Raw genomic sequence first — 15,201 nt, forward strand, 5'->3', positions numbered from 1 at the left:
TGAGACGGCGCCCTGCGGGGCGCCGTTTTTTCATGATGGGTCCTGCACCATCGCCACCAGCTTGGCGAAAAAGCGGTGCACATCGTCATGGATTTCGTCAGTCGTCATGGCTGCAGCCACGCGTTCGCGCAGCAGTTCCAGCTTTGCTGGACCCTGGCGCAGGCCATGGAACAAGGAGTCGTCGTTCTCGAACAGAATGCGCTTGCCATCGACCACGGCGAAGATGTTGGCGCTGACGTTGCGCCATGTCTTGCCAGGTGCCAGCGTCAGGTTCTGATCGGAAAAGAACTGATCGATGCTGGCCAGCACGGCTTGGGCCAACGGGTCTTCCCCGCTGCTTTCCATGAGCTGCAGCGCCACACGCTGCCAGGCCGTGGGGACCAGCAGGTAGTTCTCTATGTTCTTGCGCTTCCACTCCACGATGGCCGGATTACTTTCCGGCGGGTGAAAGGCCTTCTCGGCATCATCGTAGTCGAACAGCATCAGCCGCTTGACGCCTGGCACGATCTGACTCAAGGCAATGAAATGCTCATCGGCCTGGCGCCGCATTTCGTGCTTGTTGCCGCCGCCCATGACCTTGAAGCACAGCCGGTCCATCACCGGCAAGGCATGGCACTGTTCGGCCCAGCCGCGCAGCAGGCGTTCGTCGCTTTCGCCTTCGATGTAGACGATGTAGGGGGAACCCATCAGGCGGGTGATTTCCTCGTTCGAGACATCGGCCATGGCCCGCAGCATGGCTGGGGTGGAGTCGATCCGGGAGGGTTTTTGCCGCAGCAGCGACAAGATCTGCCTGGCATCAACCCCCTTGGCGAATTCCTCGGCGTGGGTGGCGATCAGGAACTGGACGCCTTTCTCGGCGGATTTCCTCTTGAAATAGTCGAGCAACTCCCGCTGCAGGTTGACGTGCAAGTGCGCATCAGGTTCGTCGAGCAGTATGGTGCTGGGCTGGTAGCCATACAGGAAGGCCAGCAGGGTCATGGTCTGGTGAAAACCGCTGCCACCCGAGATCAGGTCGTAGGTCTTGCCGTTCTGCTTGTATTCCACCCCGATGTAGACATCCTTGGCCGAGTCGTAGCGGGGTGGCAGCAGATCGACAGCAAACCAGCGTTTGACCACGGCGACCAGTTCAGCCCAGTCTGCTGGAGCGACTGCACGCCGGACAGGCGGGGGCGGCATCGGGTTGACACCGCTGTCCACAGGCGGACGCCATACCTGCAGCAACAGATTGCGCAGCACGCTGCCTGGCTGTCCCTTGCCCACCTGCTGGCGAATGGGGGCCTTGTCCAGCCATTTCTCGGCCGGCTCCAGGCCGGAGAAGGGCGGGACGTAGGCAATGCGGGGTAGCTTCCCCTTGGCTTGGCAATCGCGAAACGTCTTCCAGCCCCCGATCGGGATGGCGTAGAGGGTTTGCGGTGAGTGGTAGCGCAACTCAAGGCCGAACGATTCGCTGCCGCCGCCCGCGGTCTTCCACTCCACGATGATCTCGATCAGGATGAACTGTTGTCGTTTCACACCGGCTTCGTCGGTGGGGTAGGCGCGGTCGGTCCTGTCCTTCCACAGCAGGTTGAATTCCGGCACCGGCAAGGCGGTGAAGTTGGGCAGCACGATCTGGATGCCCTTGTTGCCGCTGCTGCGCGGGTTGCGGTCAAATTCATCGACGCAGAACTGCCAGATCGCGAGCGCTTGCAAGACCGTGCTCTTGCCGCTGTTGTTGCGCCCCACCAGCAGATCGAAGTCGGTGAAGGGATAGCTTTGCTCGCCAATGCTCTTGAAGTTGCGTAGCTTCAGTTGGGTGATCATCACGCTAAGCTAACACGACTTTTATGTCGGTGAATGTCGCGCCTGGCGGGTCATGCTTGCCACAGCCAGCAGTTGCAGATCGGATGCATTGACTCAATGAGCGATGACCATGCCAAACCCACTGATCCTGTTCGGCGCCTTCGACCGCCACAATTTCGGCGACCTGCTGCTGGCGCAGGTCGCAGCTGCGCTGCTGCCCGGACGCGAGCTGCATTGCGCCGGCCTCGCCGAGCGTGACCTGCGGCACTGGGACGGCTTTGCCGTGCGGGCCTTGCCGGAGCTGCTGGCCGAACTCGCGCCGCGCCCGCCCGACCTGCTGCATGTCGGCGGCGAGATCCTCGACTGCAGCGCCTGGCAGGCCGCCGTCATGCTGCTGGCACCGGAACAGGCGCAAGCCGTGATCGCCTATCTGGCGCCGCGTGCCGCTGAGCGCGAGGACTGGATCAAAAGCCGCACGGGTGGCGCGCTGGCGCCCTATGTCGCCTCCCCCGTGCGTCTGCCCGGGTTACGCCGCACCGCTTTCGCCGGTGTTGGCGGCGTCGGGCTGGCGCAGGCGCCTGAAGGTCTGCGTGCCGAGGTGCTGGCCGCGCTGCGCGCGGCGTCCTTCGTCTCGGTGCGCGACCGCATCACGCTGGCGACCCTGGCCCAGGCCGGCATCATGGCCCGCCTGCTGCCCGACCCGGCGGTGTTAGTCGCCCACCTGTTCGGCCGGCAGATCCGCCAGCGCGCCGAAGCCGGCGAGCCTGCCGTCTGCCAAGCGGCTTTCCCGTCGGGTTACCTGGCGCTGCAGCTCGGCCCTGAATTCGCCGACGATGCCTGTCTCGACGCGCTCGCGGCCCAGTTGCAGGCGCTGCTGGCCGCCACCGGCATGGGGCTGGTGCTGTTCTGCGCCGGCCTGGCGCCCTGGCACGACAACCCCGCGACGCTGCAGCGCCTGGCGGCCAGGCTGCCAGCCCTGCCGCTGCGCCTCATGGAGTCGGCCCGGCTGTGGGACATCTGCGCGCTGATCGCCGGTAGCCGCGCCTGCGTCGCGAGCAGCCTGCATGCCCGCATCGTCGCTACTGCCTTTGGGCTGCCGCGCCTGAGCCTGGTGCCGCCCGGCGCCAGCGGGCAATCCCGCAAGCTGGCGGCCTATCTCGACAGCTGGGAGCTGCCGGGTTTGCCGACCTGCGTCTTGCCCGCCGGCCTGGCTGATGCCCTGTTACAGGCGCTCGCAGCGGACGTCGGTGCGCTACAGCGCCAGGCCCAAAGTCTGAGTGCCGCCTGCCGGGCCGGCCTGGCCAGTCTGGGCCTGGCAGAGGGGTTTTCAGGGCCGGACCGGGACCCTTGAAACCCCTTCGTGAGCGACAGAAAAATGACAATCCAGGCCCTGATCAACCGGCCTGACAATCGGCCATCAACAACAAAGTTATTTATTGACGTAATATTTTTACGTAAAGATTCTGGTTGACTCGATGATCGATGATCGATGATCGATGCCGCCTGCAGGCCTGATTGGGCCAGGCCCTGCTGGGCAGGGCGCGGCGCGGCATCGTCCTGTCACGGGCGCATACTTAAGATACAGGCCGGATGCATGGGCGCCTGCAAGGCAGTCCGTGCCGGCAGGTCGGAAAGAAGAAGGGCGTCGTATGGAAGCGAAAGAGTGGCAGCAACCGGGTGCAGGCCAGGGCCAGCCCGAAAGCGGGCGCGAGGCCCAGCGCAGCACCTGGGTCAGCGTGGCGGTCAACCTGGTGCTGACCCTGGCCCAGGTGGTGGTGGGCCTGTTCGCGGCTTCGCAGGCGCTGGTGGCCGACGGCATCCATTCGCTGTCCGACCTGCTGTCCGACTTCGTCGTGCTGCTGGCGATCCAGTACAGCCGCAAGGCGCCCGATGCCGATCACCCCTACGGCCATCAGCGCTACGAGAACGCCGCCTCGCTGGTGGTCGGTGCCCTGCTGCTGGCCGTCGGCGTCGGCATGCTGTGGTCGGCCGGCGTCAAGCTGCTCGCGCCGGCGGCGATTCCCCAGGTGGACCGGCTTGCGCTCTGGGTCGCGCTGTTCACGCTGGTGGCCAAGGAAGGGCTGTTCCGCTATCTGCTGGCGGTCGCCAGGCGCCTGCGCTCCAGCCTGCTCGAGGTCAATGCCTGGCATTCGCGCTCGGACGCCGCTTCCTCGCTGGTGGTCGCGCTCGGCATCGGTGGCAACCTGCTGGGCTACGGCCTGCTCGACCCTATCGCGGCACTGATCGTCAGCCTGATGGTGCTCAAGATGGGCTGGGAATTCCTCTGGAAAGCGCTCAACGACCTGACCGATCATGCGGCCTCCGAGCAGGAGATGCAGGCGATCGCCAGCGATATCCTTGCCACCCCGGGCGTGCTCGGCGTGCATGACCTGCGCACGCGCAAGACCGGCGACCTGATCCTGGTCGACGTGCACCTCGAGATCGACGGCGACCTCAGCGTGCGCCAGGGCCACGAGATCGCCGAGGCCGTCCATGCGCGCGTGCTGGCGCAGCATCCGGTGCTCAATATCCTGACCCATGTCGACCCGGTCTGATTCCTTGTCGGACCCGAACAGTAGATTTGCCACAATACCCGCCATGAGCACCCACATCGCCCCCTATCCCCTGTCGCGTCCGCGTCGCCTGCGGCGTGACGTCTTCACCCGCAACCTGGTGCGCGAGCACCACCTGACCACGCATGACCTGATCTACCCGGTATTCGTGCTCGAGGGCGAGGGCCGGCGCGAGGCCGTGGCCTCGATGCCCGGCGTCGAGCGCCTGAGCCTGGACCTGCTGCTGCCGGTGGCGCGTGAATGCGTGGAGCTGGGCATCCCGGTGATGGCGCTGTTCCCGGTGATCGACCCGGCGCTCAAGACCCCCGATGGCTCCGAGGCCTGGAACCCCGACGGCCTGATCCCGCGCGTGGTGGCCCGCCTGAAGGCCGAGCTGCCGGAACTCGGCATCATGACCGACGTCGCGCTCGATCCCTACACCAGCCATGGCCAGGATGGCCTGCTTGATGGCCAGAACTACATCATCAACGATGCCACGGTCGAGGTGCTGGTGCGCCAGGCGCTGGCCCAGGCCGCCGCCGGTGTCGACATCGTTGCGCCGTCCGACATGATGGACGGCCGCATCGGCGCGATCCGCCAGGCGCTCGAAGCTCACGGCCATGTCCACACCCGCATCATGGCCTACAGCGCCAAGTACGCCTCGGCCTTCTACGGCCCGTTCCGTGACGCGGTCGGTTCGTCCGCCAACCTCGGCAAGGCCGACAAGAAGGTCTACCAGATGGACCCGGGCAACACCGACGAGGCGCTGCGCGAGGTCGCGCTCGACCTGGCCGAGGGTGCCGACATGGTGATGGTCAAGCCCGGCATGCCTTACCTCGACGTGGTGCGCCGGGTCAAGGAAGAGTTCAAGGCGCCGACCTTCGCCTACCAGGTCAGCGGCGAATACGCGATGCTCAAGGCCGCGGCGCAGAACGGCTGGCTCGACCATGACGCCGTCATGATGGAGTCGCTGCTGGCCTTCAAGCGTGCCGGTGCCGACGGCGTGCTGACCTATTTCGCCCGCGACGCTGCCCGCCTGCTGCGCCAGCAGGGCTGAAGCCGCAGCGCCCCGGTCCGATGCGCGTCTTCCACCTCGCCGAGCTCAGCATCCGTGAAAGCGCCGTCCTGCCGACGGCGCTGCCGGAGAGCGGGTTTCTCTGGATCGCGCTCGGGCGGCGCGAGTTCGAGGCGCAGCAGGCCGAGGTCCAGGCCTGTCTGCAGCAGCTGTGCGGCAGCGCGCTGGTTGACCTGCACCTGTCCGACCTGCTCAACAACCAGCTGCCGTCGCATTACGACTACACCGCGCAGTACGACCTGCTGGTGTTCCGCCGGCTGGCCCAGGGTCGCAGCGACATCGAGGCCGAACCCTACAGCCCGTCGCTCGAGCACCTGCCGCGCCGCGGCGGCCCGCCAGTGCTGCGCCGCATCGACACCAGTCCGGTCGGCTTCGCGCTGTTCGACCAGCTGCTGCTGACCGTGCATCCGACCGATTGCGCCGTGCGCGACAGCTATGCCGCCCGCCTGCTGGCCCTGACGGCCAACGGCCATGCCGAGTTCACCGAGCCCGGGCGCAGCGCGGCCGTGCGCTTCATGCCCAGCAGCAGCGGCGACCTGATGCTGCGCCTGGTCAACCAGATGGTGGACGGCTACCTCGAGCTGCGGCGCGAGCTGACGCGCCAGCTCGATCACTGGCAGGCCGAGCTGCTGAACCCGAAGTCCCGCTTCCACAACTGGAGCAGCCTGCTGCAGGTCCGGCTGGCGCTGCACCAGCTCGACGAGATCTGCGAGGACCAGCGCAGCGCGATCCAGGACTGGATCGAGGCGCTCGACAGCTGGCCCGAGGCGTCGACGCCGCTCGACCAGCGCGCCCATGAACTGCTCAAGGTGCGCAGCCGCGACGTGCTCGAGCATATCGAGCGCGTGGTGCACCACGTGCGCCGCCTCGAGCAGAGCGCCGAGGTCGCGGTCCAGATGCATTTCAACGCCCAGGGCCATCGCACCAACGAGATCATGCGCATCCTGACGGTGCTGACCGCGATCTTCCTGCCGCTGAACCTGATCGCGGGCATCTTCGGCATGAACTTCGACTTCATCCCGCTGCTGCATCTGCAGGCGGGCTTCTGGTGGGCGATGACCGCGATGGTGGTGATCGCCGTCAGCCTGGTTTTCTATTTCTGGCGCAAGCGCTTCCTGGAGCACCGTACTTGAGCACCGACCTGTCCTCTGCCGCTCTGGAAGTCCTGCGCGAAGTCTTCGGTTATTCGGCTTTCCGTGGCCCGCAGGCCGACATCGTCGAGCAGGTGGCCGCTGGCGGCGACGCGCTGGTGCTGATGCCGACTGGCGGCGGCAAGTCGCTGTGCTACCAGGTGCCGGCGATCCTGCGCCAGCGCGCGGGGCAGGGCGTGACGATCGTGGTGTCGCCGCTGATTGCGCTGATGCACGACCAGGTCGGCGCGCTGCTGGAAGCCGGCGTCAGCGCGGCCTACCTCAACTCCAGCCTGAGCCCGGAGCGGGCGGCCGAGATCGAGCGCCAGCTGCAGCGCGGCGAGATCACCTTGCTCTACGCCGCGCCCGAGCGCCTGACCACTTCGCGCTTCATGGCGCAGCTGCAGGCACTGCACGAGCGCGGCCTGCTGAGCCTGTTCGCGATCGACGAGGCGCATTGCGTGAGCCAGTGGGGCCACGATTTCCGGCCCGACTACCGCGGTTTGGCCACCTTGCACGAGCGCTTCCCCGACGTGCCGCGCGTCGCGCTGACCGCGACTGCCGATGAATTGACGCGCGCCGACATCGTGCATCACCTGCGGCTGGAGGAGGCGCGCCATTTCGTCTCCAGCTTCGACCGGCCCAACATCCGCTACACGATTGTCGAGAAGAAGGACAGCCTGCAGCAGCTGCAGCGCTTCATCCGCCACGAGCACATGGGCGCCAGCGGGCATGACGCCGGCGTGGTCTATTGCCAGTCGCGGCGCAAGGTCGAGGATGTCGCGGCCCAGCTCGCGGCGGCCGGCTTCAACGCGCTGCCCTATCACGCCGGCCTGGAGCAGGCGACCCGCCAGCGGCACCAGGACCGCTTCCTGCGCGAGGAGGGCATCATCATGGTCGCGACGGTGGCCTTCGGCATGGGCATTGACAAGCCCGACGTGCGCTTCGTGGCCCATGTCGACATGCCGAAGAACATCGAGGGCTATTACCAGGAGACCGGACGCGCCGGCCGCGACGGCGAGCCGGCCGATGCCTGGATGGCCTACGGCCTGCAGGACGTGGTCAACCAGCGCCGCATGATCGACGAGAGCCCGGCGGCCGAGGAATTCAAGCAGGTGCTGCGCGGCAAGCTCGAAGCGCTGCTGGCGCTGGCCGAGGCGACCGACTGCCGCCGCGTGCGCCTGTTGGCCTATTTCGGCGAGAAGTCCCAGCCCTGCGGCAACTGCGACAACTGCCTGCAGCCGCCGCAGACCTGGAACGCGACCGAGGCCGCGCGCAAGCTGCTGTCCTGCATCTACCGCGTGCAGCAGGCCGGCGGCGCGTCCTTCGGCGCCGGCCACCTGATCGACATCCTGCGCGGCAAGCGCTCAGAGAAGGTCGAGCAGCATGGTCATGCCACCCTGAGTACCTTCGGCATCGGCGCCGACCTGGGTGAGAGCGAGTGGCGCAGCATCGCGCGCCAGCTGATCGCGCGCGAGGCGATCCGGGTCGATGCCGAGCATTTCAACACCCTGCGCCTGGGCGAGGCCGCGCGCGCCATCCTCAAGGGCGAGGACCAGGTGTTCGTGCGGGTGCAGAGCGCCGCGCCCGCGCGCAGCCGCAGCGCGGCGCGCCAGCGCGTGGTCACCGCCGAGGCCAATCTGACGCTGGCGGCGCGCGAGACGCTGGCCGCGCTCAAGGCCTGGCGGGCCCAGGTCGCGCGCGAGCACAACCTGCCGCCTTTCATGATCTTCCACGATGCGACGCTGCGCGCGATCGCCGAGCTGCAGCCGCAGCGCCTGGCCGAGCTGGAGGGCATATCCGGCCTGGGGCAGAAGAAGCTCGAGGCCTATGGGGCCGAGGTGTTGCGGGTGGTGCAGGGCTGAAGCCATGGATGCCCAGCCCGACCTCGCCCGCTTCCTCACCGCCCAGGCGCCGGTCATCGACGGCGTGCTGGCCGAGCTGCAAGCCGGCTACAAGGAAAGCCACTGGATGTGGTTCGTCTTCCCGCAGCTAGGCGCGCTCGGGCGTAGCGCGACGGCCCGCTTCTACGGCATCGAGGATCTGGAGCACGCGCGGCGCTATCTTGCACATCCGGTGCTGGGGCCGAGCCTGCTGGAATGCACCCGCGCCGTGCTGGCGCATGGTGACCGGAGCGCGCACGCGATCTTCGGCTCGCCCGACGACCTCAAGTTCCGCTCCTGCATGACGTTGTTTGACCTGGCCGGGTCGCACCCGGAGTTTCGGCAGGCGCTCGAACGGTTCTATGGCGGCGAGCCCGATCCGGTGACGGTCGGGGTGCTGGCCTAGCCTACAGGCCGGCGCGCTTTCCAGCCCTCGAACTGCGAAGGGCGCAGGCCGTAGCGTGCCAGTACGCCCTCGTGCAGGCGGCGCAGTTCATCGACGATCAGCGCGCGCAGATCGCCCAGTTCCGCATCGGGCACGCTGGCTTGCGCCGTGGCCTGTTCGATCAGTTCCATTGCATCGGCCTGTGGTGACGTAACCACCTCGCGCACCGCTGACTTGATCAGGTCGCGCCAGCGCAGACGCAGCGGGTCTGGCTCGGCCAGTTGCTGGCGTATGGCCAGGTATTCCTGGGTCGAGCGCTCGTAGGCCCAGACGAACAGGTCGCGCAGCAGTTCGATCCGGGTCATTTCATAAACTCCCAGCATGGCCCGGCTGTAGGCCTGCTCGGGTACGTCGAGGAAGGTCAGCGGGCACAGGTTGGCGCGGAACAGCGGCAGGTTGGCCGCCAGCCGCGAGCAGCGCTTGTTGATGTCGGCAAAGGGCTGCAGATAGGGCAGCTGCACCATGACGAAGAAGGCCTGCTCGAACGGATCCTCGATGCGATCAGCCTTGTCCAGCAGGACGTCCAGCGCATCCTCGATCTGGGTCGGTACCGACAGCGGGCGGTAGACGCTCAGACCGATATCGACCGCGTGCCGCCTGACTCGGCCCTCGTCTGCAGGGTTGGGCAGCAGGTTTTCGGCCAGCGCGGCGTGCAGGTTCATCAGCGTGTAGCGGTCGAAACCGACCGTGGCGATGTTCTCTACCAGCAGCTCGATCGCTGCCTTGTGGTTGAGGATCATCTGCGTCTCGATCGCGCCCTTGCCCTGGGCGACGCGGCCATGCTCGATCAGTTCGAGCGTGTCCAGCCGCGAATAGGTGTTGCCCTCCAGTTGCGACGAGGCCCAGGACAGATCGATCAGCAGCCGGTTCAGGATCGAGCGGCTGTAGGTGCCTGCCGGTTGGTTGAGCTGGGCGGTGCGCCCGAGCCGGTGCAGCTGCTGGCGCAGCGATAGCGGCAGGTAGAAGCTGCTGTTGGGTTCGTAGCGGTCCAGGAAGTCTCGCTGGTAGCCGACCGGCTTGCGTGCCATCAGTGGCTGGTCGATGTAGGAAAGGATGTCACGGCTGTCCTCGGACAGGGGGATGAGCGTCGTCCAGTCATCGCGTGGCATGGCCGAGGTGCCGGCTGGTGTAGCGGCCAAGGCGACGTAACGCCTGGCCCGACCCATGCCCCGGGCTTCGATCCGGCCGGCATGCAGCAAGGCTTCGATCCGGCGCTGCAGCGTTCGCCTGGCCATTTGTGGATGCAGCATCTGCAGCTCTGTCAGGCTCAGGCCTGCCGCCTGTGCAGCCAGGGAGGCATAAAGGTCCGGTGTATCGGTCATGGCGCAGTTTCCACAAGAATTGGCGCGATTCTGGCGCAGTTCATGAAATCGCGCCATCAGTCACCGCTTGAATTCCGGCCTCAGCCCGTGAATCCCATGCTGCGCCGCTCCCTGACCTCGGGCTTGAGCCGGTGCTCGGCCTCGAGCTGTTCCAGCCAGCCCTCGGGGTCGAGTGGCTCTTGCCCGAGGCCTATGGGGCCGAGGTGCTGCGGGTGGTGCAGGGCTGAGAAGGTAGCTGCGCGAGCCGGCCAGGAGTCAGGTCTTGGCCGCTTCGCCGTGCAGCCATGACAGGAATGCCTCGACGGCCGGCCGCTTGGCGTGGCGCTCCGGATAGACGGCAAAATGCGCCTTCACGCGTATCCCCTGCTCCAGGCCGAACACCGCCTTGAGCTTGCCCTCGGCCAGGTGCCCGCCCGCGTTCACCGCGCTTTCCAGCGCCACGCCCAGGCCCTGGGTCGCTGCGTCGAGCGACATCTGGGCCCGGTCGAACCGCACAGGAAACCGCTCCGGCGCGTGCAGCCGCGTGAAGCGGCCGAACCAGTCCGACCACTGCACCACGCTCACATTGCTCTGGATCAACGGCAGTTCCAGCAGTTGCTCGACCCGCTTGAGCTTGTGCTGCTTGATGAAGGCCGGGCTGGCCAGCGGCACGATGGACTCCTCGAACAAGGGCTCGACCACCAGGCCCCCCCATTGCGGGACTCCGTAGCGAATGTCGATGTCTGCCTGGCCAAGCGCGAAATCGCTGGGTGTATGGGCCGCCGACAGGTTCAGCGAGATGTCGGGATAGGCCTGCGCGAAGCGGTGCAGGCGTGGCATCAGCCACAGACTGGCGATGCTGGGCGCCGAATGCACATACAGGCTGTTGCGAATGCCCTGGCGCAGGTCGTCCGTCGCGGCGGAGATGGCGGTCAGTGCCGTCCCCACATGCAGCAGGTAATGCTCGCCCGCCGGGCTCAGCCGCACCCCATGCGCGCTGCGCTCGAACAGGCGAATGTCCAGCATGGCCTCCAGGCGTGCAATCTGGTGGCTGATCGCTGACGCGGTGAGGTGCAATTCCGCCGCTGCCAGCGTGAAGCTTCGGCGGCGTGCCACGGCTTCGAAGGCCTGCAGGCTGTTGATGGGTGGCAAGGCGGGCATGGGGTCAACCCTGACTTCAGATGAAAAAGCGTCATCCTACACTGATATTAAATCGCTTGTCATCAACTTGAACCGCTTTGAGAATCCGGTCTCAGAACAGGAGATCAGGCACCTCGGTGCCACAGCACAGACCAGTCCCCCATCGGGATCGTGCGTCTCCTGCGCTTGTTCAACACACAGGAGACATCGGACATGCTGCTCAAAGACCAGGTTGCCATCATCACCGGCGGTGCAGGCCTCAATGGCCTGGGATTCGCCACCGCCCGCCTCATGGCCGCACAAGGTGCCAAGGTCGCCATCCTCGACCTGGAACGCGCGGACCCGGCTGGAGCCGCTGCCCAGCTGGGCCCGGAACACATCGGCCTGGTGGCCGACGTGACCGACAAGGCGTCCTGCGATGCCGCCGTGGCGGCGGTGCTGCAAGCCTTCGGCCGGGTCGACACCCTGGTGAACAACGCCGGCATCACGCAGCCGGTCAAGACGCTGGAGATCACGGGCAACGACTACGACCGCATTCTCGACGTCAGCCTGCGCGGCACGCTGTACATGTCGCAGGCGGTGTTGCCCGCCATGCGCCAGCAGCAAGGCGGCTCGATCATCTGCATCTCGTCGGTGTCGGCGCAGCGTGGCGGCGGCATCCTGGGCGGCCCGCACTACTCGGCGGCCAAGGCTGGCGTGCTCGGCCTGGCCCGCGCCATGGCCCGCGAGTTCGGCCCCGAGAACATCCGGGTCAACTGCATCACGCCCGGCCTGATCGGCACCGACATCATCAAGGGCAAGCTGACCGAAGAAAAGAAGGCCGAGATCGCAGAAACTATTCCGCTCGCTCGCCTGGGATGCGCCGATGACATCGCTGGCGCTTGTGTGTTCCTGGCCAGCGGCCTCTCAGGCTACTGCACCGGGATCACGCTCGACGTCAACGGCGGCATGCTGATCCACTGAGAATTTTCTTCCTGCCCCATCACATAAAAGGAGACAACACCATGCAACGCAAGACCTTCACCCGCACGCTGTTCGCCGTCGCCGCCCTGGCGGCTGCCTTGCCCCTGGCGGCACAGGCCCAGACCATGAAGCTGACGCTGGGCCACGGAGCTGCGCCGGGCAACCCACGGCACGAAGCTGCCGTGAAGTTCGCTGACTTGCTCAAGGCAAAGACCGCAGGACGCATCGAGGTGCAAGTCGCTCCCTCGGCCCAGCTGGGTGACGATGCCGCCATGGTGACTGCCTTGCGTACCGGTGCGCTGGACATGACGGCCAACTCGCAGGGTGCCGTGTCCTCCGCCGTGCCGGAATACGCAGCCTACGGGATGCCGTTCCTGTTTTCCTCGCCCGCACAGGCCTTCAAGCTGCTCGACGGCCCCCTCGGTCAGGAGTTGGCGCAGAAGTCGGCCGACAAGGGCATGGTGGTGCTGGGCTACTGGGACAACGGCATCCGCCACATGAGCAACAGCAAGCGCCCCATCAGCAAGGTCGAGGACATGAAGGGCCTGAAGATGCGCACCCCGCCCGACGCCGTGCTGGTCGACATCATGCAGGCCTTGGGTGCCGAGGCGCAGCAGATCAAGTTTGCCGAGTTGTACGTGGCGTTGCAGCAGGGTGTGGTGGACGGTCAGGAGAACCCCCTGGTGAACTTCCATGCCAGCAAGCTCTATGAAGTGCAGAAGCACCTGGCGCTGACCAGCCACATGTTCCAGATGACCCCCTTCCTGATGAGCAAGCGCAGCTGGGACCGCCTGTCCGAGGTCGACCGCAAGGCCGTGACCGAATCCGCTGCCGAGGCCACGGCGCTGCAGCGCAAGATGTCCCAGGACGCCGACGACAAGCTGCTCGCCGACCTCAAGGCCAGGGGCGTGCAGGTGACTTCGGTCGACAAGGCCGCCTTTGCCAAGGCCACTGCTGCCGTGGACGACAAGTGGCTGGCCACTTCCATCGGGCCTTACCTCAAGAAGGTCATCGCCGCCGCGCGCTGATCGCCAGCAGCGATCGAGCCAGTCCTTCCCCATAGCCGCTGAATGGGCCTGCGCGCATTCAGCCCAAGGAGTTTCCCGATGAACCTCATCGAACGGGCCATCGTCGGTCTGTGCCGCCTGTTGCTGTGGATCAGCACGGCTGTCATCTTCGTGATCCTGGTGGTCAACACCATGCTGCGCTATGCCACCGGCAGCAGCCTGCAGTGGGCCAACGAGGTGCCTGAACTGTTGTTTCCCTGGCTGGTCATGTCGGGCGTGGTGCTGGCCGCAGCACATGGAGCCCATATCACCACCAGCTTCCTGATGGACGCAGTACCGGCCGCGTTGCGCCGCTGGACGGCGATTGGCACCTGGCTGGTGGTCGCCGCCCTCTACGGCACGCTGGCCAAGTCCACCTTCCAGATGCTGGAGATCGTGCATGACGAGAAGTCGGCCATCCTGCAACTGCCCGGCTCTCTGACCTACGGCTGCGTCATGGGCGGGCTGCTGATGCTGAGCCTGCTGGCCCTGAAGTCGGCCTGGAACGCCTGGCTGTCGACGCCGGTGGAGCATGACCCCAGTGAAGAACCCGCCGTGCCCGAAGCGCACTGGTAAGCCCATGTCATCCACGCAAAGGAACACGCCATGAGCGCCCTCATACTTTTTGTCTTTCTCGGGGCGGCCGTGCTGGCCATGCCCATTGCCCACGCGTTGCTGGTTGCCGCCATGGCCGCGGCTGCCTCCTCCGACCGCGTTCCGCTGGACTTGCTGGTGCAGCAGATGGTGGCACAGGTGCAGAGCTTTCCACTGATCGCGATCCCGTTCTTCATGCTGACGGGCTCGCTGATGATGGGCGGTCGCCTCGGTGCCGCGCTGGTCGGTGTGCTGTCGACGCTGATCGGCCGCTTTCACGGCGGCCCGGCCCAGGTGGGTGTGCTGTCGTCGACGCTGTTTGGCGGCGTGTCGGGCTCGGCGGTGGCCGATGCCTCGGCCATCGGCTCGCTGCTGATTCCCTGGCACAAGAAGCTGGGCTATCCGCCAGCCTTTTCCGCCGCCACGCTGGCTGCCGCCGCCACCATCGACATCCTGATCCCGCCGTCGATCCCGATGATCCTGTTTGCGCTGACCGCCAACGCCTCGATCGCGGCGCTGTTCGTGGCGGGCATCCTGCCTGGCCTGCTGATGTGCGGCGGCTTCATGTTCATGTGCTGGTGGGTGGGTCGTCGCCGCAACTTCCCGCGCGACACGACACCGATCGACTGGAGCGTGTTCCGCACCCATCTGCTGTACGCGTTGCCCGCCCTGCTGCTGCCGGTGCTGATCGTGGTGTTCCTGCGCTTTGGCATCGCCACCCCGACCGAGGTCGCGGTGCTGTCCACGCTCTACGCCGCAGCCGTGTCCGTCGTGGTCTACCGCGACCTCTCGCTCAAGCGACTCAACGATGCGGTGGTGCACGCAGGCCTGGCCACCGGCGTGGTGCTGCTGGTGATCATGGCATCCAGCGCTATCGGCTGGTTGCTTACCTATGACCAGATGCCCGCCGGAGTGGCGAACTGGGTGACGCAGAACGTGGACCAGGACTGGATCGTGATCCTCATCATGAACCTGCTGATGCTGCTGCTTGGCATGTTCATCGACCTGCCCGCCGCCGTGCTGCTGCTGACCCCGGTGTTCCTGCCCTTGGCACAGGGCATTGGCATGGACCCGGTGCAGCTGGGAATCATGATGGTGGTGAACCTGGCGGTAGGGCTGTACACGCCCCCGGTCGGCACCACGCTCTTCATCACCAGCGCGCTGGCCAAGGTCAAGGTCGGCCAGACGGTGCGCGAACTGGGTCCCTTCTACCTCGTGGCCTTCTTCGTCCTTGCGCTGGTGTCCTACGTTCCAGCCTCCATCCTGCGCTGAGCGCCCCCGTTTTCCTTCAGG

General features: G+C 66.2%; 13 protein-coding genes. 10 read left to right on the forward strand and 3 right to left on the reverse strand.

Going from position 1 to position 15,201, the window contains the following annotated elements:
• Nucleotides 1-30: 30 nt before the first annotated feature.
• On the reverse strand, nt 31-1,800 hold the full coding sequence (locus tag C6P61_RS01200) for an ATP-dependent nuclease (protein WP_105728098.1): 1,770 nt from the start codon (nt 1,798-1,800) through the stop codon (nt 31-33).
• A 109-nt stretch (nt 1,801-1,909) separates the two neighbouring features.
• Between C6P61_RS01200 and C6P61_RS01205 the strand changes: the two genes are divergently transcribed.
• The 6 genes from C6P61_RS01205 (at nt 1,910) to C6P61_RS01230 (ending at nt 8,825) form a co-directional block, all read left to right on the forward strand.
• Nucleotides 1,910-3,130 (forward strand): polysaccharide pyruvyl transferase family protein, encoded by a 1,221-nt coding sequence (locus C6P61_RS01205; RefSeq protein WP_170067302.1) that lies wholly within the window; start codon nt 1,910-1,912, stop codon nt 3,128-3,130.
• A gap of 298 nt (nt 3,131-3,428) precedes the next feature.
• The gene (locus C6P61_RS01210; RefSeq protein WP_105728100.1) at nt 3,429-4,334 is read left to right on the forward strand and encodes a cation diffusion facilitator family transporter; all 906 of its coding nucleotides are present in this window, start codon (nt 3,429-3,431) and stop codon (nt 4,332-4,334) included.
• Between the two features lie 43 nt (nt 4,335-4,377).
• Nucleotides 4,378-5,388: a porphobilinogen synthase gene (gene hemB, locus C6P61_RS01215; RefSeq protein ID WP_105728101.1), complete on the forward strand. Its 1,011-nt coding sequence runs from the start codon at nt 4,378-4,380 to the stop codon at nt 5,386-5,388.
• A gap of 20 nt (nt 5,389-5,408) precedes the next feature.
• Nucleotides 5,409-6,539 (forward strand): magnesium transporter CorA family protein, encoded by a 1,131-nt coding sequence (locus tag C6P61_RS01220; RefSeq protein ID WP_105728102.1) that lies wholly within the window; start codon nt 5,409-5,411, stop codon nt 6,537-6,539.
• Nucleotides 6,536-8,401: a DNA helicase RecQ gene (gene recQ, locus C6P61_RS01225; protein WP_244908720.1), complete on the forward strand. Its 1,866-nt coding sequence runs from the start codon at nt 6,536-6,538 to the stop codon at nt 8,399-8,401. The genes C6P61_RS01220 and recQ overlap by 4 nt, the downstream gene beginning before the upstream one ends.
• A gap of 4 nt (nt 8,402-8,405) precedes the next feature.
• Nucleotides 8,406-8,825, forward strand: coding sequence for a DUF1810 domain-containing protein (locus C6P61_RS01230; protein WP_105728103.1), 420 nt, complete (start codon nt 8,406-8,408; stop codon nt 8,823-8,825).
• Here C6P61_RS01230 and C6P61_RS01235 read toward each other — a convergent pair.
• Together C6P61_RS01235 and C6P61_RS01240 are read right to left on the reverse strand one after the other, a co-directional pair.
• The gene (locus tag C6P61_RS01235) at nt 8,822-10,186 is read right to left on the reverse strand and encodes a Fic family protein (RefSeq protein ID WP_105728104.1); all 1,365 of its coding nucleotides are present in this window, start codon (nt 10,184-10,186) and stop codon (nt 8,822-8,824) included. The two genes, C6P61_RS01230 and C6P61_RS01235, sit on opposite strands and share 4 nt — an antisense overlap.
• Before the next feature lie 255 nt (nt 10,187-10,441).
• Nucleotides 10,442-11,326 (reverse strand): LysR substrate-binding domain-containing protein, encoded by an 885-nt coding sequence (locus C6P61_RS01240; RefSeq protein ID WP_105728105.1) that lies wholly within the window; start codon nt 11,324-11,326, stop codon nt 10,442-10,444.
• A 192-nt stretch (nt 11,327-11,518) separates the two neighbouring features.
• Between C6P61_RS01240 and C6P61_RS01245 the strand changes: the two genes are divergently transcribed.
• The 4 genes from C6P61_RS01245 (at nt 11,519) to C6P61_RS01260 (ending at nt 15,180) form a co-directional block, all read left to right on the forward strand.
• Nucleotides 11,519-12,268: an SDR family NAD(P)-dependent oxidoreductase gene (locus C6P61_RS01245; protein ID WP_105728106.1), complete on the forward strand. Its 750-nt coding sequence runs from the start codon at nt 11,519-11,521 to the stop codon at nt 12,266-12,268.
• Nucleotides 12,269-12,309: 41 nt separating this feature from the next.
• Nucleotides 12,310-13,296, forward strand: a complete 987-nt coding sequence (locus C6P61_RS01250; RefSeq protein WP_105728107.1) for a TRAP transporter substrate-binding protein — start codon at nt 12,310-12,312, stop codon at nt 13,294-13,296.
• Nucleotides 13,297-13,374: 78 nt separating this feature from the next.
• Complete coding sequence (locus C6P61_RS01255) at nt 13,375-13,890, forward strand: TRAP transporter small permease (RefSeq protein ID WP_105728108.1); 516 nt, start codon at nt 13,375-13,377, stop codon at nt 13,888-13,890.
• A 30-nt stretch (nt 13,891-13,920) separates the two neighbouring features.
• Nucleotides 13,921-15,180 carry a TRAP transporter large permease gene (locus tag C6P61_RS01260; protein WP_105728109.1) on the forward strand — a complete coding sequence of 420 codons (1,260 nt, stop codon included), beginning with the start codon at nt 13,921-13,923 and terminating at the stop codon, nt 15,178-15,180.
• Nucleotides 15,181-15,201 lie beyond the last annotated feature (21 nt).

The sequence above is a fragment of the Malikia spinosa genome, from assembly GCF_002980625.1.
Taxonomy (GTDB): Bacteria; Pseudomonadota; Gammaproteobacteria; order Burkholderiales; family Burkholderiaceae_C; genus Malikia; species Malikia spinosa.